The 18761-nt window shown below is 69.9% G+C and carries 18 protein-coding genes; 3 read left to right on the top strand and 15 right to left on the bottom strand.

Annotation, left to right across the window (positions count from 1 at the left end):
- Positions 1-110 precede the first annotated feature (110 nt).
- The 12 genes from AC07YZ_RS20040 to AC07YZ_RS20095 all read right to left on the bottom strand — a co-directional run bounded on the left by AC07YZ_RS20040 (position 111) and on the right by AC07YZ_RS20095 (position 13708).
- A complete protein-coding gene (locus AC07YZ_RS20040; RefSeq protein WP_494796048.1) occupies positions 111-575 on the bottom strand; it encodes a hypothetical protein in 465 nt (154 codons plus the stop codon).
- 78 nt (positions 576-653) lie between these two features.
- Entirely contained in the window at positions 654-1184 is a 531-nt protein-coding gene (locus tag AC07YZ_RS20045; RefSeq protein ID WP_494796049.1) for a hypothetical protein, read from the bottom strand.
- Positions 1185-1398: 214 nt separating this feature from the next.
- Complete coding sequence (locus tag AC07YZ_RS20050; protein ID WP_494796050.1) at positions 1399-2520, bottom strand: DUF1513 domain-containing protein; 1122 nt, start codon at positions 2518-2520, stop codon at positions 1399-1401.
- A 22-nt stretch (positions 2521-2542) separates the two neighbouring features.
- Entirely contained in the window at positions 2543-3682 is a 1140-nt protein-coding gene (locus AC07YZ_RS20055) for an imelysin family protein (RefSeq protein WP_494796051.1), read from the bottom strand.
- Positions 3679-5184: a di-heme oxidoreductase family protein gene (locus AC07YZ_RS20060; protein WP_494796052.1), complete on the bottom strand. Its 1506-nt coding sequence runs from the start codon at positions 5182-5184 to the stop codon at positions 3679-3681. The genes AC07YZ_RS20055 and AC07YZ_RS20060 overlap by 4 nt, the downstream gene beginning before the upstream one ends.
- A gap of 147 nt (positions 5185-5331) precedes the next feature.
- Positions 5332-6522, bottom strand: a complete 1191-nt coding sequence (locus AC07YZ_RS20065; RefSeq protein WP_494796053.1) for an imelysin family protein — start codon at positions 6520-6522, stop codon at positions 5332-5334.
- Between the two features lie 34 nt (positions 6523-6556).
- Positions 6557-6862, bottom strand: coding sequence for a transcriptional repressor (locus tag AC07YZ_RS20070; RefSeq protein WP_494796054.1), 306 nt, complete (start codon positions 6860-6862; stop codon positions 6557-6559).
- 22 nt (positions 6863-6884) lie between these two features.
- Positions 6885-7205, bottom strand: a complete 321-nt coding sequence (locus AC07YZ_RS20075) for a DUF3325 domain-containing protein (RefSeq protein ID WP_226490517.1) — start codon at positions 7203-7205, stop codon at positions 6885-6887.
- Positions 7198-8907, bottom strand: a complete 1710-nt coding sequence (locus AC07YZ_RS20080) for a PepSY-associated TM helix domain-containing protein (protein ID WP_494796055.1) — start codon at positions 8905-8907, stop codon at positions 7198-7200. Before AC07YZ_RS20080 ends, AC07YZ_RS20075 begins: the two co-directional genes overlap by 8 nt.
- 13 nt (positions 8908-8920) lie before the next feature.
- Positions 8921-9211: an iron uptake protein gene (locus AC07YZ_RS20085; RefSeq protein ID WP_494796056.1), complete on the bottom strand. Its 291-nt coding sequence runs from the start codon at positions 9209-9211 to the stop codon at positions 8921-8923.
- A 22-nt stretch (positions 9212-9233) separates the two neighbouring features.
- A complete protein-coding gene (locus AC07YZ_RS20090) occupies positions 9234-11456 on the bottom strand; it encodes a TonB-dependent siderophore receptor (protein ID WP_494796057.1) in 2223 nt (740 codons plus the stop codon).
- Between the two features lie 56 nt (positions 11457-11512).
- Positions 11513-13708 carry a TonB-dependent siderophore receptor gene (locus AC07YZ_RS20095; RefSeq protein WP_494796058.1) on the bottom strand — a complete coding sequence of 732 codons (2196 nt, stop codon included), beginning with the start codon at positions 13706-13708 and terminating at the stop codon, positions 11513-11515.
- Here AC07YZ_RS20095 and AC07YZ_RS20100 point away from each other — a divergent pair.
- The 3 genes from AC07YZ_RS20100 to AC07YZ_RS20110 all read left to right on the top strand — a co-directional run bounded on the left by AC07YZ_RS20100 (position 13707) and on the right by AC07YZ_RS20110 (position 15853).
- Positions 13707-13970, top strand: coding sequence for a hypothetical protein (locus tag AC07YZ_RS20100; protein ID WP_226490512.1), 264 nt, complete (start codon positions 13707-13709; stop codon positions 13968-13970). The genes AC07YZ_RS20095 and AC07YZ_RS20100 overlap by 2 nt on opposite strands.
- 90 nt (positions 13971-14060) lie before the next feature.
- Positions 14061-14552: a DUF2753 family protein gene (locus tag AC07YZ_RS20105; protein WP_226490511.1), complete on the top strand. Its 492-nt coding sequence runs from the start codon at positions 14061-14063 to the stop codon at positions 14550-14552.
- An 8-nt stretch (positions 14553-14560) separates the two neighbouring features.
- Positions 14561-15853: a DUF2325 domain-containing protein gene (locus AC07YZ_RS20110; protein ID WP_494796059.1), complete on the top strand. Its 1293-nt coding sequence runs from the start codon at positions 14561-14563 to the stop codon at positions 15851-15853.
- An 8-nt stretch (positions 15854-15861) separates the two neighbouring features.
- Here AC07YZ_RS20110 and AC07YZ_RS20115 read toward each other — a convergent pair whose 3' ends face one another.
- The 3 genes from AC07YZ_RS20115 to AC07YZ_RS20125 form a co-directional block, all read right to left on the bottom strand.
- The gene (locus AC07YZ_RS20115; protein ID WP_494796060.1) at positions 15862-16821 is read right to left on the bottom strand and encodes a 1-phosphofructokinase family hexose kinase; all 960 of its coding nucleotides are present in this window, start codon (positions 16819-16821) and stop codon (positions 15862-15864) included.
- 14 nt (positions 16822-16835) lie between these two features.
- Positions 16836-18086: an MFS transporter gene (locus tag AC07YZ_RS20120; protein WP_494796061.1), complete on the bottom strand. Its 1251-nt coding sequence runs from the start codon at positions 18084-18086 to the stop codon at positions 16836-16838.
- 201 nt (positions 18087-18287) lie between these two features.
- A complete protein-coding gene (locus tag AC07YZ_RS20125) occupies positions 18288-18761 on the bottom strand; it encodes a plastocyanin/azurin family copper-binding protein (protein WP_494796062.1) in 474 nt (157 codons plus the stop codon).

Below are 18761 nucleotides of genomic sequence, written 5' to 3' on the forward strand. Positions count from 1 at the left end.
AGGGTTGGCGAAATAATCAGCCCGCCTGCGCCGCAAATTGTTCCGAAGTTTCTTGAGAAATTCGTACAAATCAATCACCTAAGATGAGTGACTTGAGAGGTCTCAGTGTGCTATCGCTGTACTCGTTGCCTTGCGTTGAATGGAGTAGGTGACCTCACAGGATAGTTGCTCTCGCATCCGGTGCATTTGTATGTACCAGTCATGACTTTGTTGTCTTGAAGGATGTGAATTTCGTGCTTGTTGAAGCAACTTGGACAAGCGAAATGCACGGGCTCACTTTTGAACTTGTAGACGACGGCACTTCCCGGTGTTGTGCTCAACTCGTATTGGCTCGACTGCGCTTTCCATGCCTGAGCACTTGCAAGCTCATTCTTCAGCTCATCACGCTCCTGTTGGAGCTCGGATAAGCGTTCTCTCAACACGAAGAGCGCGTCTTGAACATCACCAATCTTTGCTTGTGCCTCAAGTATTTTTGGTCTTGCGTCGGCATCGACTTTGGCATCAAAGACCGTGGTGAGAATGTCTTTGGCTGCCTTCAAACCTTGATACACGCCAGCAAGGGAAATTGCGTCCATGAGTTCCTTTCTGAGGCCTAATGTTTGAGATGATAGGCGTGCCCCGATTTTCCGGGTCACGTCCTCTCATTTGAAGGATTAGCTTTCAAACTTGTGCGCATCGCGGAGGTCATGCAAGATATCTTCAGGCTTGATGCTTCCCAGAAGGTCAACAAACCCCTTCATCAACGAGCGTATAGGAAACTTCTTGTCGCCCACTTGGAACAAGAAATCTTTTGCTTCCATATCTACGCTGTAGATCGACGCCTCATCGTTGATCGGTTTGTCGCTCCCCTTGAATTGAAGCTTTGCGAATGGCATGCGAAGGACAGATATCTGTGCCTTGAACTCTGCTACTTTGCCGTTCAAATTGCTTGAGAAGCAAACTTTGTATTCGCTCATTGTTCTGGTTACTTCGTAGGCGCCGAGAACCCACATCCAGAAGCGGCCGTAGATCAGCTGAAGCTTGCTTCCATCGACGACCTGACGATCCTTGATTGAGGCTTCTATGAGCTCGGTGATCTCGTTAGATAGATCTCGGAGAGTTTGAGCTTGGATCTGTGAGTACACAGAGAAGCGGACGAGTGGGTCTCGTGCCAAGAACGCAGCGAGAGTGTCTTCGGTCGTCATTTTGAAAGCTTGTTGGACCAAGTACGAGAACGTATCCGCGATTTGCACTATATAGCTTGCGGACGGAAAGGCCTACATCTACTCGGTGCACGTCTTTCTGATTTGGTCGGGCAGTCAAGGCGGTATGCGGCATCCGCGCGACTTGGGCCGAGCGGCGTTTACCTGCTGAATGCGCGGAAGCGCAAATACTTTTGGGCGGGCCCTGCCGCGCGGCTCAACCCGGCCAGTCCTGCCAATGGTTGTCAAACCGCACCGGTTCGCGCACCGATGCCGCCGCGCTGGCCACCACCGGGCCGGGCGGGTCGCCCATCTGCAGCACGCCTTCGCTCCCGCTGGCCCACCAGTGGCCGGCGCGTTCGGCCAGGGCGTAGGCTTCCTGGTGGGGCTGGTCGTGGTGCCAGCGGGCGTCTGCGTCGAACAGGGCCAGGCGGTGGGCGCGGGGGCAGCTCACCACGAAACCGCCGCCGGGGCGGGCGCAGATGGAGCCGCCGTAGCCCATGAGCGTGGGTTGCTCCGCCGCGGCGCGCAGGCCGCTGCCGTCGCACACCGCGAGCACGGGCGCGCGCTGGCGCGCGGGCAGGTCGGGGTGTTCGGCCTGCAGCGCCACGCCCACGCGGCGCGAGACCGGGTCCCAGGCCAGGTGGCGGATGCTGAGCATGGGGTCGGCCAGGCGCCACTGGGCCAGCAGCGCGCCGCTGCGCGGGTCCAGCGCCACGAGCGAGGCGTCCATGCGGTCCAGCGCGCGTTTGGCGCGGCCGGTTTCGGGCAGGGTGGGGATGCCGCCGTTGGCCACGATCAGGCTGCCGGCGGGCAGTTCGCCCAGGCGTTCGGGCAGGGCCAGCAGTTCGTGCGGGTCCATGCCGTGGGTGGGCCATTCGGCCTGTTTGTCCAGGCTCTTCGCGTGGCGCACGCCGAGCCGCCCTTGCGCGGTGTCCAGGTCGGTTTCGGTGGTCCAGAGCGTGGCGCCGTCGGCGCTGGCGATGACGTGGCCGTTGAAGCGGCGGTCGTCCCCGATCCAGTGCCATTGCGTCTGGCCGCTCTCGGGTCGCCAGCGCAGCAGCCAGTCGCCGGGGCGGCGCGCCACGGCCAGCACGCTGCCGCCCGCCTCGGCCCACAGGCCGTGCGCCCGCGTCGGCACCACGAACGAGCGCTGCACAGACCAGGACGTGTCACCGACCGACAGCAGGCCGATGTGCTGCTCCGCGTTGCTCTGCCAGGTGGCCAGAAGGGTGGCGCGATCCGCACGCGCGGCCCACGCAGACGGCAGACAGCACGCACCAGCGCCCGCCAGCAACAGGCTTCGGCGCGAAATGCGGCCCTCCAGCGGCCACGCCACTGGCGGCGCAGGGGGGCGTCCTCTAGTCACCGTCGGCATCGGAAAACCCGAGCGGAATGTCGAGCGCGGCGGCCACTTCGTTCTGGAACAGCACCGTCACCGCCTGCAGCGTCGCCGTGAACGCCTGCAGCTCGCGCGGCCCGCTCTGGGGCTGCAGCTGGGCCAGGCCCGCGTCCGCCCGGTCCAGCGCCTGGGCCCAGCGCTGCGCCAGCGCCAGCTGCCCTTTGCCGATGAGCAGGGCCTCCAGCGGCACCAGGGCCTGCCCGGGCTCGGGCGGGGTCTGGCGCTGCGCCGGGCTGAGCCGGGCCTGGGCGCGCAGGCTCTGCCACTGCGCGCGCCAGTCGGCCAGGTTGTGTTCGGGCGTCTGGCGCGGGAATCCGATGGTGCCCCCCTTGCCCGAGGTCTGGTGGGACTGGATGGGTTTGCCGATGTGCGCCCAGCGCAGCCGCTCCAGGCCGGCGAGCCACTGGTTGACCCACTCGGCCATGGCGGTTCCGGTGGCCTCGGGCGATGCGGTCCAGTCCTGCGCGGCCAGGGTGTCGAGCGCGGTTTTGAGCGCCTGCGCCTCGACCGCGATGGCCTGGGCCGACAGGCGCACGTAGCTGCAGGTCGCGGCGTCGAGGCGGGTCGTCGCAGGGGCCGCAGAGCTTGTAAAAAGCAGCCGCTCCAGGGCCGGGAAGCCCTTGGCGGGCGTGCCCACGCGGTCCATGTCGGCCAGGGTCTGTGGCGCTTTCTCCAGCGCCTTGCGCAGCAGCTCGGGGCGGGTGGGCCAGAAGTCGATCTGGCGCTGCGAGCGGCGCTCCACCACCGGGCCCACGGCGGGCGTGGACAAGCTCTGCCAGGCCAGCAGGGTCTGGCGCCATTGCGCGCGCAGCTCGGCCAGCGGGGCCTGGCCCTGGCAATGGCGCGCGGCGCTGCTCGCCAGGGCCTGGGCCTGGGCCTCGAAGGCCGCCGCCAGCGGCGGCAGGTGGTGGCCGTACAGGCCTTGCATGGCCTGCTCCGCCGAGTAGTAGGGGAAGGCGTTCGCGGGCGCGTTGACCGGGGCCGCCGTGCCGGGCGCGGCTTCGGCGGCGGGGGCCGACTGCGCCAGCGCCATGGCCGGGGCCACGCCCAGCACGCACAACAGCAGCGCCAGCGTGCTCAGCGGTGGCCGGCGCTTCACAGCGACTCCACGAACTTCACCAGCGCTTCGCGGTCGCGGCGGTTCATCTTCAGCACCTGTTCCTTGGCGGCCTGGGCTTCGCCACCGTGCCAGAGCACGGCTTCGAGCACGCCGTTGGCGCGCCCGTCGTGCAGCAGGCGCTGGTGGCCGTTGACGTCCTGGATCAGGCCCACGCCCCAGAGCGGCGGCGTTTTCCACTGCGTGCCGCTGGCCTGGAAGTCGGGCCGGCCATCGGCCAGCGCGGCGCCCATGTCGTGCAGCAGCAGGTCGGTGTAGGGCCAGATGCGCTGGCCCGCCACGCGCGCGCTGGTGAGCGCGGGGAACGGGCCTTCGGCGGTGACGTAGCTGGGCCGGTGGCAGGCCGCGCACTGCGCCTGGGCAAACAGCGCCTGGCCGCGCAGCACCTGCGGGTCGTCGGCCTTGCGGCGCGCGGCCGGCGCCAGCGTGGCCTGGTAGAAGATCACGTGGCCCAGGGTCTCGTCGTCGATCTCGGGCACCGCCGCGCTGGCCTGGGCCGCGGGCATCAGGCCGTCGCGGCCGCTGCGTTTGCCGCCGCCGTGCGGCGCGCCCAGGCAGTCTTTCTGCGCCGGAGTGCAACCTTCCTGCGCGAAGACGCTGCTGGTGATGCCGATGTCGCCGTTGAAGGCGCCGGCCGTCTGGTGCGCGATGGTCGCCACGTTGGCCTTCCAGCCGAAGCGGCCGACGCGCTCGGCGCGGGCGAAGGCGTCCCAGACGCGGTTGGGCTGGCCCTTGATGGGGCCGGCCGCGGCCGCCTGATCGCGCGCGTTGCGCAGGATTTCGGCCTCGGGAATGGCTTCGAGCAGGCCGATGCCGGCGATCTGCGGCGCGATGCGCGGGCTCACCAGCACGTCTTTGGCCATCGGGCCGTAGCCCAGGCCGGCCAGGGTGTAGAGCGGCTGGCGCAGCGTGTAGCGCGTGCCGTCGGCAAAGCGGCCGTGGACGGGCCGGCTGCGGATCTCCACCCGGCCTTCGGGCCGCACGCCCTGGATGGCGGCGTTGTTGAACTGATCGCCGTAGGTCGGATCGGGCACCACGCCGGCGTGCGGCGCGGGCGTGCCCGGCACCGACAGGCGCATGAGCAGCGCCACGGTGTTGTCGGGCGCCGGACCGAGGGTCTTTTTCCAGTCGGGCGGCGCGCCGCGGCCGTCCATCACGTGGCAGCCGGCGCAGGAGCGCGCGATGAAATGCGGCCCCAGGCCGTCGCGCGCCGTGGTGGAGGCGGGGGCCTCGACCCAGTTGCGCTTGAAGAAGGAGTTGCCGATGGCGAAACGCGTCTGTTCGGCGTCGCCGAGGTTGGCAAAGGGAAACGAAAACGCCTGGCGGCCGGTGGCGTGCACCGTGGCCGCGCCACCGGTCAACACGCCCAGCGGATCGGGGTCGGTGTCAGCGGTGGCCCGCCCATGCAGGGCCAGCATCGCCAACCCGGCGGCGACGGCCCCCATGGCTAGCGCGATCCGCGTGGCTTTGGGAAAAGAAAACATGATGAATCAAGGCGCGGGAAATGCAGCAACGCTGCGAAAGAGGGGAAGCTTGACCAGAGCGCGGTGGAACCGGCTTTGCCGGGCCACTCGCGCTGCCCCCTTGAGGGGGTGCCGCGCCCTTAGGCGCGGCGCGGGGGTGGGCCTATCTCACGGCTCCACGAGCGTGAGCTTGGCAATGCCCACCGCCGATGCCGACTCCACCAGCAGCTTGGACTGCGCGACCAGGCTCTCGATGGTCTTCTCGATGGCGGGCCGGCCGGCCGCGCCCTTGGCGATGGCGCGGTCGAACGGCGCCGGGATGGCTTCGGCCGAACTCACGGACAAGGCCAGCTGCGCGCTGGTCTTCTCGGCCAGGGCCGGGTTCTTGGCGGCCACCAGATCGCGCACGCCCGGGCCTTCCAGTTTGGAGCCGTCGCGCCGGGTGTACTGGCCCAGCCACACGTTCTGGATGCCCTTGGCGTTGTTCACCACGTCGCGGTGCGTGTTGTCGGAGAAGCAGGAGTGTTCGTCTTCCTGGTCCTGCGAGTTCAGCGCCACTTCCATGCGCTCGCCCGCGAGTTCACCGCGCGAGAGCGAGCCCAGGCCGACGATGATCTTGCGCACCGACTCCTTGCCGCCTTTTTCAAACTTGGCGCGGTAGTTCTTCGCGCCGGGGGCCCAGGCCGCGGCCATGGCCGAGAGGTCGTCCACCAGCAGCTCGGTGGCCACGGTCAGGTACTGCGCGCGGCGCTCGGCGTTTTCAGCCTTGCCCTTCACAAAGTCTTCAAACGAGCGGTTGCCCGGGCCGGTTTCGCTCTGGTCCTGGCCCCAGAGCAGGAACTCGACGGCGTGCCAGCCAGCGCTGATGTTCTCTTCGCCGCCGCGTTCGTTGGCCTTGGCCAGCGCGGCCTTGGTGATCTTGAACTTCGGCGTGTTCACCAGGCCGGCCTTGGGCTTGCCGCTCACGTAGTCCACATAGGCCTCGTCCAGTGGCCAGGCGTTGATCTGGCCCTCGGGGCCCTTGTCGTCGTCGATCGGGCCGCTGTAGAAGCGGAAGGCTTCGGTCTGGCCGTAGAACTCGCGGCCCGCCAGCCAGGCCTTGCGCGCCTTGTCCAGGCCTTCGGCCGAGGGGGCGGCGACGAAGGCGGCGATGGCGGCCTGCATGTCCTTGGCGGCGGCCAGGGTGTCGCTGTAGCTGGCGTGCACCAGGGTGGCGTAGTGCGCGGCCACGGCCTTGGCGTCCACCGCGCTCGCGGTGGCGGCAGCGGCGGCGGGCGTGGCGGCGTGGGCCGGCAGGCCAGTGAGGGTGGCGCTGGCGGCGAGGGTGGCGATGGCCAGGGTCAAAGCGCGCAGTTGCATGAAGGCTCCTTGGTTAAAGTAAATGAGAACGATTCTATTTTAGATTGTTTTGGGCGCTCTGTTCCAGCCAGGCGTCCAGGATCGCGGCGCTGGGCCGGTAGGCCGGGTGGCGCCCGTGCCGCCCGGCGGGGTGCAGCAGGCCCGTGTAACACAGGGTCTGCACCATGCGGTACACCGTGCTGTAGGCCATGGAGACGCCGCGCCGGGTCAGCGCGGCGTACACCTCGACACCGGAGCGGGGCGCGCCCGCGGCCAGGCAGAACTCGGTCAACACCTCCAGCCGGCTGAAGGTCAGGCGCAGGCCCGCGGCCCGAAGGGGCGCGGCCAGGGGGTGGTGCATGGGTGGGGTCCGTGACGCGGTTTCAATAGCCCACCACGCCAGACAGGGCGCGCAACCAGTGGGGCCGCCAGCTCAGCGTGAAGGCGACGCTCGCGGCCGAGGCCGACAACAACAGCACCCAGACCAGCGCCGCCATGGAGGGGTGGTCGGCCAGCAGGCACAGGCCGAGCGACGCCGCCAGGCCCAGCGCGCCGGCGGTGCGCAAGGCGCGGCGGCGCGCGGGCGGCAGCGGGTGCGCACGGCCCAGGGCCTGGTGCCAGTGCGCGTCCATGGCCAGCGCCAGCCAGGCCATGGCCAGGGTGCAGACGGCCCAGGCCGCCATCAGCAGCAGGGCTTCACGCATGGGCGGCGTCTCCGGCGCCGGGCGCGGCGCGGTGGGCCGGCGCGGGCGTGGCTTCCAGGCGTTCGCGCGCGCGCAGGCGGCGCGCCGCGAAGCTCGCCACCGCCGCGCTCAGGAGCAGGCTCAGGTCCAGCCCGGCCACCGGCCAGTAGCCTTCGCCGAGCGTCTTGATCAGGTGGTCGCCGGTGGTGATGCCGTTGAGCAGCACGGCGGCCAGCGCCAGCGCCGCCAGCGCCCGGCACTGCTCGCGCCAGGCCGGGTTGGTGCGGGCCTGGGCCACCGCGGCGCTGCGCCAGAAGGCGTGCGCCATGGCCAGCAGCCAGCTGCCCCAGAAGGCCAGTTGCTCCCAGTCCCCCTTGCCGGCCAGATCGGCGGGCAGCAGCCGGTTGGCCACCAGCATCGACAGGGTGGCGATGAGCATGCCGGTGACGGTGGTCACGGCCAGCGCGTCCACCACGCGGCTGCCCGCGCTGCCGGCCCGGGCGTGCTGCTTCTTGCGCTTTTCCACGAAGAAGACGAAGCCGGTGGCGATGCACACGCAGCCCATGAGGCCGCCCAGCACGTAGAGCCAGCGCAGCAGCCAGTGTTCAAAGTGCTGCAGGTGCAGGCCGGTCAGGAACTCGTTGACGCTGCCCACGACCGAGCGTGGGGGGTCTTCGCGCAGCAGCTCGCCGGTGCTGGCCTTGAAGTGCACGCCCTGCCCCACCAGGGCCACCTGGTCGCTGCCGGCGCGGTAGACGCTGACGTAGCTGTTGGCGTCGCCCACGTGGCTCACCACCAGGAAGCCCACCTCGCCGGCCATGTCGCGCGCGGCCCAGCGGCGCTTGGCCTCTTGCACCATGGCGTCCACCGAGGCCAGGCCCGCGGGCACGCCCGCGGCCTCGTGCGGCAGGCCGGTGGCGGCGGCCTCCATCACCTCGTGGCGGTCGTGCAGTGGCTTGAGCTGGGTGTGGGCCACGGGCAGGAAATAGAACGAGACGAAGATCGCCAGCCCGGTGAAGGCGAAGAAGAAGTGGAACGGCAGGGCCAGCACGCCGGTGAGGTTGTGCAGGTCCAGCGCGCTGCGCTGCGTGTGCTTCTTCGGCCGGAAGGTGAAGAACTCGCGGAAGAACTTGCGGTGCATCACCACGCCGCTGACCAGCGCGGCGAGCATCACCAGCGCGGCGAAGCCGACGATGTAGATGCCGATGCTGTTCCAGTTCAGGTGCAGGCTGTAGTGCAGCGGGTAGAAGAACTCGCTGCCGATCTTGAGCTGGTCGGCGCGCAGGGGCGTGCCGCTGCGCGGGTCGATGGTGACCTCGCCGTGGATGTGGTTGTGCGCGCTCGGGTCCTTGGGGTTGGGCACCTTGAAGCCCACGCCCATGCGCAGCACCGGGTCGCGGTGGGTGGTGTAGGCCCAGTATTCGTCGGCCTCCAGGCTTTCGCGCGCGGGCAGCGGCGCTTGGCGGGTGTCGATCAGGCGCGGCGCTTCGCGCGCGAACTCGTCGGGGTCGGGTTGCACCTGGCGCAGGCCGGGCAGCAGCAGGGTGTCGAACGAGGGCATGGGCTGCGGCTCGAAGCGGGTCTGCGGGACGGCCCAGCGGTCGATCTCGCGGTCGAACACCGAGAGCGAGCCGAAGAAGAAGACGACCATCAGCACGAAGCCCAGCACGAGGCCGAACCAGGTGTGCAGCCAGGTCATGGAGAGTCGGAAGTTCTGGAGCATGGGGTTTCTCCGGTCAGACGATGAGGCGCTGCAGCGCCCAGGCCGCGGCGGTCATGAGCGCGCCGCCGCCGGCCAGCACGAGCCAGACGAGCGCGATCCGGCGCGCGGCGAAGGCCCAGAGGAACACGCCCAGGAACACCAGCAGCGCCAGCAGCAGCGTGCCGGCCTCGGCGTCCTCGAAGTCCGCTCCGAGGGCGATCAGGGCGGCGATGCCCAGGGCGCTGAAGCCCCAGGTGAAGGCGTAGCCGCCCAGCACGGCGGCGGCCATGCGCAGAGGAACCTGGGTGGGGTGGTGGCGGTGCATGCGGGTCTTTCCTGCGGCGGCTTCAGTAGCGGTAGGTGGCCGAGAGCACCACGCGGCGGCCCTGGCCGAACCAGCAGTCGCCGCGCTCGAGGCAGGACGCGACGTAGCGCTTGTCGGCCAGGTTGTTGATGTTGAGGGCGTAGCGCCAGTCCTGCGTGTCGTAGGACAGCATGGCGTCGACCACGTTCACGGCGGGCACGTTGAGATGGCCCACGCCGTCGGACGAGCGGCCGACGTGGCGCAGCCCCGCGCCGATGCGCAGACCGCTCAGGCCGGTCAGACCGGCAAAGCGGTAGACCGCCCAGACGCCCGCGCTGTGCTTGGGGATGGCTTCGAGCTGCTGGCCGAGGTAGCGCACTTCGTCGGCGGTGGTGCTGGTGACCTGCGCGTCCGTGTAGGTGTATTGCCCGGTCAGGTCCCAGTTGGCGATCTGGCCGGTCAGCTCGAACTCCAGCCCCTTGACCGTGACCTCGCCGCGCTGCACCGAGAAACCGGGGTTCAGCGGGTCGGAGGCGGTGCGGTTCTTTTCCCGCAGCTGGTAGACCGATGCCGTGGCGTTCAGGCGCGACCCCGGCGGCTGCCATTTCACGCCGGCCTCCACCTGTTGGCCGCGTTTGGGCTTGAACAGCTGGCCGGCGGCGTCGGTGCCGGCGATCGGCTCGAACGATTCCGAATAGCTGGTGTAGGGCGACCAGCCACCGTCGGCGAGCCACACCGCACCGAGGTTCTTGCTGGTGGCCTCGTCGGTCTGCGTGGCGCCGCCATCCACCGAGCTGCGCGAGCGGTCGCGGCGCAGGCCGGCCACCAGCACCCAGCGGTCGTTGAACTTGATCTGGTCCTGCAGCAGCAGGCCGAGCATGCGGGTGCGGGTGACCGTCTCGGGCACATCGGGCAGCGCCGGCAGGCTGTAGCCGCCGTAGACCGGGTGGTACACGTCCAGCGGCGTGGCCAGGATGTCGCCGTAGTTGCGCTGCGAGGCGCGGGACTGGAAGCCGTCGACGCCGGCGAGCACGGTGTGCGCGACCGAACCGCTCTTCAACTTGCCTTCGAACAGCAGGTCGGCGTTGGTGGTGCGGTCCTGGTCGTCGGCGGCGTAGAAATAGCGGTTCAGGTAGGTGCCGTTGGCGTCCGGGCTGCCGTTGGCATCCACGAAGCCGTCCCACCAGGCGGCGTACATGCTGCGCATGGTGCCGTCGGTGGTGTCGTGGCGCAGGTTCTGGCGCAGCGTCCATTGTTCGTTCAGGCGCTGTTCGAAGGCCCAGCCCACGCGCGAGCGTGTGCCGCCGTAGGTGTCGAACGCGGGTTCGCTGATGAAGGTGTCGGTGGGAATCGGGCCGTGGGGCGCGGGCAGCAGCGTGCCGTCGGCCGGGAAGAAGGCGTTGAGGTTGCCGCTTTCGTCGCGCTGGTGCTGGGCGTAGAGATGGAGCGAGGTGGCCGCGCTGGGGCGCCAGGTGATCGAAGGCGCCAGCAGTTCGCGGTCGTCGAAGGCGTGCTCCACCTGGGTGTCGCTGCGCTTGCCCAGGCCGACCAGCCGGTACAGCAGCGTGCCGTCGGCATTGAGCGGGCCGGTCAGGTCGAACTGCACCTGCTGGTGGCCATGGTTGCCGAGCTGCACGCCGATCTCGCCGCTGCGCTCGGCCTGCGGGCGCTTGGACACCAGGTTGACCACGCCGCCGGGGCCGTTCTGGCCCGCCATCACCGACGACGGGCCGCGCAGCACCTCGATGCGCTCGAAGGCGTAGGGGTCGTTGCGGATGATGCCCCACCAGCCCGTGAGCGGGCGGCGCAGGCCGTCGATCACGGTGCCGCCGCTGCCGCCGCGCAGCGCCAGCCAGTCGCCGCGGTTGTCCACCCCGTACTGCTCGGTGCGCATGCCGGCGGTGTAGCGCAGCGCCTCCTGCAGGTTGGGCGAGCCCTGGTCGCGCACCTGGTCGGCGGTGATCACCGAGATCGACTGCGGCACCTCGTTGAACGGCGTGTCGGTCTTGGTGGCGGTGGCGCTGCGTTGGGCGGCGTAACCGCGCACCGGGCCGTCGGCGCGCTCGGCCTCGGCCTCGGCGTTGACGGTCACCGTGGGCAGCGTGGTCGCGGCGCCGTCCGGGCTGGACTGGGCCTGGGCCGTGGGCAGGCAGGCGGCCGCGGCCCAGCCCGCCAGCACGGCGGCGCGGATCCGTGTCGGACGCGGCAGGGACAGCCGGCGGGCCGGGCCGTGGTCGGGGGTGGGCGCGAGGTGGCGGTGTGTCATGGCGGTTGGCGGTGAGAGGGGTGTGGCGGGCGGGACGGGCGGTGTGTGGCGCAGGCTCAGAGCTTCCAGTTCAGGCTCACGCTCACGCCGCGGGGCGCGGCGTAGTAGCCCTGCGACCACTGCAGGCTGCCGAGGTACTTCTCGTCGGTCAGGTTGTTCACGTTGGCGCTCAGCGACAGCTGCCGGGACAGCGCGTAGCGCGCCATCAGGTCCACCAGGGCGTAGGCGTCCTGGCGGGTCACGCCGCTGGCGCCTTCGTCGCGCGAGATCGCGCTTTGCCACTTCAGGCTCGCGCCCAGTTCCAGGCCGGGCACGGCCGCCACCTCGACCGTGCTGGACAGGCGCAGCGTCTGGCGCGGCACATAGGTGCGCACGTCCTGCCCGTCGGGGTTCTGGATGCGCAGCCGGGTGTAGCCCGCGCTCACCTGCCAGCCGGGCCGCAGGCGGCCGCTCACGTCGAGCTCGAAGCCGGTGGAGGTGGCGTCGATGCCGCGGTAGTAGGAGTGGCCGTTGGCGAAGCCGGCGTATTCGGCGGTGTTCTTCTGCTGGGTGCGAAACAGCGCGAAGGCGCCGTTGAGGCGGCGATCGGCCGACTCGCCCTTGATGCCCAGTTCGGTGTTGAGCCCTTCGATCGGCGCGAGCACGGCGTTGTTCACGTCGAGCTGGTGCTGCGGGTTGAAGATGCTGGCCGCGCTGGCGTAGGCCGAGAAGCGCGGGTGGAAGTCGACGATGGCGCCGACGAAGGGCTTGGTCTTGGTGGTCGCGTAGTTGTGGTCCAGCCCGTACTGCACGCCGGTGCTGGTGGCGCGCGTCACGTTGAGCCCGGTGATCAGCCGCAGCGAGTCGCTCAGGCTCAGGCGCGTGGCGCCGTAGAGGCTGTGGCGGCGGTCGGCGAGGTCGGCGTAGCCCGTGAGGCCGTTGTTGAAGTCCGGGCGCGCAAAGTTGCCGGCCAGCACGTCGGCTTCGGAGATCGGCAGGTACAGGTCGTCGTCGCTGGAGTGCAGGACGCTGTCGCTGCGCGAGCTGTTCAGGCCCAGCACTGCCTCGTGGCGCCGGCCACCGAGCTCGAACGGACCGCTGGCGTGCAGGTCGCCGATCCACTGTTCTTCGGTGTGGTCGTACTTGGAGGGCCAGCCGAACAGGCCGGCGCCGGTTGCGCGGTCGGGCGCGCCGTACACGTAGAGCAGCTCGGCGTCGGAGCTCAGTTCGCGGCGCGTGAGCACGCCCTTGACGGCCCAGCCGCTGTCGAGCTGGTGGCTCAGTTCGGCAAAGGTCTGCGCGTCCTGGGTGTTCCAGTGGCTCCAGCGGGCCGAGGTGCTGGCCGACACCGGGTAGTCGGTCTGCGTGCCGTCGGCGTAGCGCATGGGCAGGGCGCCCCAGAGCACGCCCTTGGGGCGGTTGTTCTGCTGCGAGTGGCCCACGCTCAGCAGGGTGGAGGGTGTGAGGTCGGCTTCGACGATGCCGGAGAACACGCGCTTGTCCAGCGAGTAACGGTCCAGGTAGGAGTCCTTGTTTTCCGCGGCCACGATCAGCCGGCCGCGCACGCTGCCGCTGGCGTTCATGGCGCCGGCCAGGTCGGCGTCCACGCGGCGCTGGTTCCAGGAGCCCAGCGTCAGCCCGCCCGAGGCCTGCAGCTGGGCGGTGGGGCGCTTGCGCACGAAGTTGATCGTGGCCGAGGGGTTGCCGGTGGACGACATCAGGCCGTTGGCGCCGCGCAGCACCTCCACCCGGTCGTAGATCGCGGTGTCGATGTCGCCCTGCTGGTCGCCGGTGGCGAAGGGCAGGCCGATGCCGTCGATCTGGAAGTTGGAGACCTCGAAGCCGCGCACCGAGTAGTAGGAGCGGTCGGTCTCGACCAGCTCCACGTTCACGCCCGTGACGCTGGAGAGCAGGGTGCGCGCGTCGCGCAGACCGAAGGCCTGCATCTGCGCGTTCGTCACCACGCTCAGCGACTGCGGTGTCTCACGCGGCGTCAGGTCGAGCCGGGTCGCGGTGCTGGCGCTGCGCGCCGCGAAATCGGGGTTGCCCTCGGTGGGCGCGGCCGACGGGCCGGCTTTCACGGTGACGGTGCCCAGGGTGACTTCCTGCGCGGTGGCGCTCGCGGGGGCGTCGGTGGACGGGGCAGCGGTGGCCTGGGCCTGGGCCCCGGACCAGGGAGCCAGCAGCAAGGTGGTGGACAGGCCCAGGGAGATGGCCCGGGCCAGTGGCGACAGAGACAGGGCGGCGGGGCGGCGGTGAACGAGGGTGCGCATGACAAAAGGACAGCAACGTGTCTTCAAGACGGGTGAAGGAGTTGGCTGGCTTTTGACGGCGGACAAACAGCAGCGCGCCCCGGCAAGGCGGGGCGCGCGGGTTGCGGTCAATGGCGGGCTGCTGATGAATGATAACCATTATCAACAAATTTGGGGAACTTTTTTCCCGGCCGCATCCCGGTCCAGCGGCCGCGCCGGGGCGGGTTGGTATTCGCCGGGATGTGGGGTGACGCTTGACCTGGGTCAACGGATCGGGCCGTGATCGCCGCCCATGGCTTGAGTTTTAAATAAGAATCGTTATCATTAACGCATTGGCGATCCGCCAGTGTGCGATCCACAGGGAGCTGTTCTCATGTCACTGTCAAACGTCGATACCGGCCAGGGCGGCCATTTCATTCCGCTGAGCGCATGGCCCAGTTGGACCGACGCCATGCACCAGGCTTCGCGGGCACACCGCATGGGCCAGGTGCTGCAGGCGCTGGCGTTCTACCGCCTGGCGCTGGGCATGGCGCGCGAGGGCCTGGCCGCGGGTGGGGCGTTGGACGCGGACGCCTGCGTGTCGGCGCTGGTGCGCAGCAGCCGCTGCCTGTCGGCGCTGCAGGCCGACGAGGGCAGCAGCGCGCTGGCGGCCTGGGTGCTGGCCGATGCGCACCTGGCCTTGCTGGGGCTGATCCACCGCGAACCGGGCGGCAGCGCCTGGCGCAAGGCGGCGGTCTGGCACAGCCACGAGACCCACGCGGCCCTGCTCGAACACTGGCAGGAGCACGGCGCGGACCCGGCCATCGAGCACGCGCTGCGTGCCGGTTGCCTGGTGATGAGCGCCCCCAGCGGCGCGGTGCACTGAGCATGTGTGTGTTCAAGAAACCCGGCCAGGCCGATGCCCTGGGTGATCTGGCCGCGCGCTATGCGGCGGCGCCCGTCGACGGCCCAGCCGCCACCGAGCCGGGGGCGGATCGTGTGCGCGGTTCGGCGCGCCGCAAGCTCTGGTCGCTGGGCAACCACGCGGCCTGCCCGGTCACCGGCGTCTGCCTGCGCCTGCCCGAGCTGCAGAAGCTGGCCCGCAAGGCCGAGCTGGCGCTGGACGGCTGCTCGGAATACGAGATGCACATCGCCCTGGTGAGCGAATGCCGCCGGCGCAGCCCGCTGGCCGAGATGGTGCAGCGCGAGCTGGACAGCCGCTACGAGCTGTTCATCAGCCAGTCGCTGAAACTGAAGACCACCGAAGCGCTGGCCAAGTGGTGGGACCGGTCCTGCATGGGCATGGACTGGGCGGGGGTGTTCTGGGCCGTGCTGACGCATTCCCGTTGCACGCCCGAACTCGAGTTCGCGGTGCTGGGCCAGGTGCACATGCTGCAGCACCAGGTGGGCATGGCCGCCCGGGTGGACCAGACCCGCCTGCAGACGCTCGTGCAGGAGAACCACAAGCTGGGCGACGAGCTGATCCACGCGCAGCAACGGCTGCAAACGGTGGCGCAGGAACAGGTGCAGCGCCATGAGCTGCACCAGGCCGAGCTGATGCGCCTGCGCGCCGATCTGATCCGCGCACAGACCGACCGGGCGCAGGCGTTGGCCGAGCTGGAGGCGCTCAAGCGCCAGACCCCCGAGCTGCCCCAGCGCCAGCGCCTGCTGGACGACAACCGCCAGCTCGCCGAGCACAACCAGCAATTGCGCCGCGCCCTGAACCTCGCCACCCAGGCCACCCTGCAGGCTTGGCCCGCACCGGGTGCCACCGGCCCGGTGGAGGCCCTCGACACCCGGCCGGTGCCGCGCGACGAGGGCCTGCACATCCACGACCGCGCCGTGCTGTGCGTGGGCGGACGCACCCGCGTGATCCCGATCTACCGCGAACTGATCGAGGACAAGGGCGCCCGCTTTCTACACCACGACGGCGGCGAGGAAGACAACGCCGGGCAACTGGGGCCGCTGCTGCAGTCGGCCGACGTGGTGATCTGCCAGGTGGGGTGCATCAGCCACAACGCCTACTGGCGCGTGAAGGAACACTGCAAACGCCACGGCAAGCCCTGCCTGTTCGTGGAAACGCCCAGCCGCTCCGCGCTGGAGCGCATTCTCGGCAGCGGTCGCGAGCCGGCGCCGGCCGCCTTACACGACGCGGGGGACGACGCGCGGGCGGAGAAGGCGCACTGAAAGCGCCGTCAGTTCACCGGGTGGATCCGCACCTGCGGCAGCAGGCGCTGCACGTCCTCGAGGCGGCACAGGCCGGTGCCGATCGACAGCAGCGTGGCCGAGCCGGCGGCCACGCCAAGCGCAAACGCCTCCCGCAGCGGCTGGCGCTGTTGCAGGGCGGCCACCATGCCGCCCACGAAACTGTCGCCCGCGCCCACCGCGCTGGACACGGGGATGTCCAGCGGATCGGCCCGCCAGCTCGATTCGCGGGTCACCAGCAGGGCGCCCAGGTGGCCCAGCGTCAGCGCCACCACCTCGGTCTGGCCACGCTCGATCAGCTGGCGGGCCGCCGCCAGCCACTGTTCGGGCGTGTCCAGTGCCTGCCCGCTGAGTGCCGCGAGTTCGCGCAGATTGGGCTTGAACAGGTACACCCCTTCGGCCAGGGCCGCTTCCAGCGCCGGCCCGGAGGTGTCCAGCACCATGCGCGCGCCGCGCGCGCGGCACAGACGCGCGAGCCGGGCGTAGAAGTCCGCCGGCACGCCCGGCGGCAGGCTGCCGCTGGCCACCAGCAGATCGGGGAATGGCGCGAGCGCCTGCAGATGGTCCAGGCAGGCCTGCCACTCGCCGCCGCTCAGGTGCGGGCCGGGCATGACGAAACGGAACTCGGCGCCGGTGCTGTGTTCGTGCACCGTGAAGCTCACGCGCGTCTCGTCGGCGATGGGCAGGAACACGCTGGAGATGCCCTCTTCGCGCATGCGCTTTTGCAGCCACTGGCCGGCCGAGCCGCCGGTGGGGCACAGCGCGGTGCATTCGCCCCCCAGGCGGGTCAGCACCCGCGCCACGTTGACGCCGCCGCCGCCGGCGTCGTGCAGGGTTTCGCTGCAGCGCAGCTTGTGCGTGGGCACCACGGATTCGGTTTCGGTCGCGAGATCGACCGAGGGGTTCATCGTGAGGCAGAGGACGCTGGGCAGAGGAGCGGACGTGTTCATGCGCCGGTTGTACCTCAAAGGGCGCGGGGCAACGCCACCGTTCTCGTCACCCGCCAAAGACCGGCACCGCCCAGCAGACCACAGACGGCCAGCGCCCCCCAGACCCCGGGCGCAGGCCCCATGCCGGACGCGCCCAGGCCGGCACCCACCGAGGCCTGCCCCACGAGCGCGGCGCACCCGCCGACGCTGGCCATGAAGCCATAGGCCGTGCCCAGCGGGCAGTCCCGCGCATAACGCGGCAGCACGGTGGGGAACAGCGGAAGACACAGCACCGAGCCCAGCGCCAACAGGGCCCCCAGGGCCAGCACCGCCGCCAGCGGCCAGGCTGCCAGCACCAGCGGCGAAAGGAACGCCACCCCCATCAGCGCCAGCCCGAGGCCCATCGCGGCGGCGTCGCCCAGGCGCGGCACGAGCCAGCGGCTGACGGGCCATTGCAGCGCGATGCCCACCACGGCGCTGAGCGTGAACACCGCACTGAGCGTGCCGTCCCCCAGGCGGTGCTGCTGGACGAAGGCGGGCACGGCCAGGTACAGCTGGTGAAACATCACCTGGTAGGTGGCGCACAAGCCGACGAAGCGCAGCAGGCCAGGCTGGCCCAACAGCGCGAGCCAGGGCCTGCCCGAGGCACGGGCTGTGCCGGCCGCCAACGGCTGCGGGGTCGCCCGCACCCCATGATCGGGGGGCAACAGCGACCATTGCAGACCCGCAAACACCACGAACAAGGCGCCGGCCACGCAGCCGGTGAGCGCGAAATCCACGCGCATCAGCGCCATCCCGAGCAGGGGGCCGGCCAGCATGCCGGCTTCGCTGGCCAGGTTGTGCAAGGCGAAGGCCTGGCGCCGCTGGGCCCCGTCGGGGCATTGGGCGGCCAGGCTCGCCTGGGCGCAGGGCGTGAACAGAGCGCCGGCGAAACCGGTGAGGACGGCGGCCAGCAGGAGCAGCGGCAGCGCCCCGGCCCAGCCGAGCAGGGCAAAGCCGACGCCGCGCAACAGGCAGCCCCAGACGATGGCCCTGCGGTAGCCCAGGCGGTCCCCCAGCCAGCCGCCGAGCAGGAACAACCCTTGCTGGCTGAACACGCGCAGTCCCATGACCAGCCCCGTGACCCAACCCGCCAGCCCCAGGCCGGCGCCCAGGTGCTGCGCCAGATAGGGCATGAGCATGTAAAACCCCAGGTTGAACGCCAGGCCGTTCGCCACCAGGACGCGGGCGGCGGGACTGAGCGAGCGCCAGCCGCTGGCCGCCGGGTTCAAGGCGATCTCAGCCACTCAGGGGCAGCCACCGGGCCGCCCCAAGGCTGGCCCAGCCCCTTCGGGGGGGCAGCGACCCGCGCAGCGGCGGAGCGTGGGGGCAACGATCCGGCGCCGGGCCGCCCCAAGCCGGATCAGCCCCCTCGGGGGGCAGCGACCCGCGCAGCGGCGGAGCGTGGGGGCTCGGTGGCGGTGAGGCCGCGATGCAGCGCAGGGCGATCATCGAATCCCTTCCAGCAAGGCGTCGACCCGCGCGCCGTGGCTGTAGATCCGCCCCTGCGTGGATTTCATGACCGCGGTGGCGGAAGACCGGTTGACCGCTGCGCCGACCTGGACCAGTCCGACCATGCCCATCATGAGGTGCGGTGGACAGTTGTAGAAATACAGGCCTTCACGCTCCAGCGCCACCACCCACGGCTGATCGAGCTCGCTCAGCCAGGGCGTGGCGCCCTCGGGAACGGCCAGGCTGCGCACGAAATGGCCCGTGTTCGTGGGCTCGAAGCGCAGCGTGTCGCCGACCCGGGCCTGCACGACCGCCGGCTCGAACACCATCGGTCCGTCCGTACCGGCGTTCCGCATGCGAACCACGTGCTCGGCGCTCCAGGCGGAGGGCGCCACGAGGCCGCAGAGCGCGGCCAGGCCAGCCGCCAGGAGCCGGTGCCGCCAGGAGGGATGAACGGTGTGTGCATGCAT

This window comes from Hydrogenophaga sp. GW101-3F08 (genome assembly GCF_059424585.1).

Coding starts and splice junctions, on each gene's coding strand:
- AC07YZ_RS20065 (WP_494796053.1), bottom strand. CDS start 6,522: ATGCAACTGCGCGCTTTGACCCTGGCCATCGCCACCCTCGCCGCCAGC.
- AC07YZ_RS20090 (WP_494796057.1), bottom strand. CDS start 11,456: ATGACACACCGCCACCTCGCGCCCACCCCCGACCACGGCCCGGCCCGC.
- AC07YZ_RS20105 (WP_226490511.1), top strand. CDS start 14,061: ATGTCACTGTCAAACGTCGATACCGGCCAGGGCGGCCATTTCATTCCG.
- AC07YZ_RS20085 (WP_494796056.1), bottom strand. CDS start 9,211: ATGCACCGCCACCACCCCACCCAGGTTCCTCTGCGCATGGCCGCCGCC.
- AC07YZ_RS20040 (WP_494796048.1), bottom strand. CDS start 575: ATGGACGCAATTTCCCTTGCTGGCGTGTATCAAGGTTTGAAGGCAGCC.
- AC07YZ_RS20070 (WP_494796054.1), bottom strand. CDS start 6,862: ATGCACCACCCCCTGGCCGCGCCCCTTCGGGCCGCGGGCCTGCGCCTG.
- AC07YZ_RS20080 (WP_494796055.1), bottom strand. CDS start 8,907: ATGCTCCAGAACTTCCGACTCTCCATGACCTGGCTGCACACCTGGTTC.
- AC07YZ_RS20125 (WP_494796062.1), bottom strand. CDS start 18,761: ATGCATGCACACACCGTTCATCCCTCCTGGCGGCACCGGCTCCTGGCG.
- AC07YZ_RS20075 (WP_226490517.1), bottom strand. CDS start 7,205: ATGCGTGAAGCCCTGCTGCTGATGGCGGCCTGGGCCGTCTGCACCCTG.
- AC07YZ_RS20095 (WP_494796058.1), bottom strand. CDS start 13,708: ATGCGCACCCTCGTTCACCGCCGCCCCGCCGCCCTGTCTCTGTCGCCA.
- AC07YZ_RS20060 (WP_494796052.1), bottom strand. CDS start 5,184: ATGTTTTCTTTTCCCAAAGCCACGCGGATCGCGCTAGCCATGGGGGCC.
- AC07YZ_RS20115 (WP_494796060.1), bottom strand. CDS start 16,821: ATGAACACGTCCGCTCCTCTGCCCAGCGTCCTCTGCCTCACGATGAAC.
- AC07YZ_RS20045 (WP_494796049.1), bottom strand. CDS start 1,184: ATGACGACCGAAGACACTCTCGCTGCGTTCTTGGCACGAGACCCACTC.
- AC07YZ_RS20100 (WP_226490512.1), top strand. CDS start 13,707: ATGACAAAAGGACAGCAACGTGTCTTCAAGACGGGTGAAGGAGTTGGC.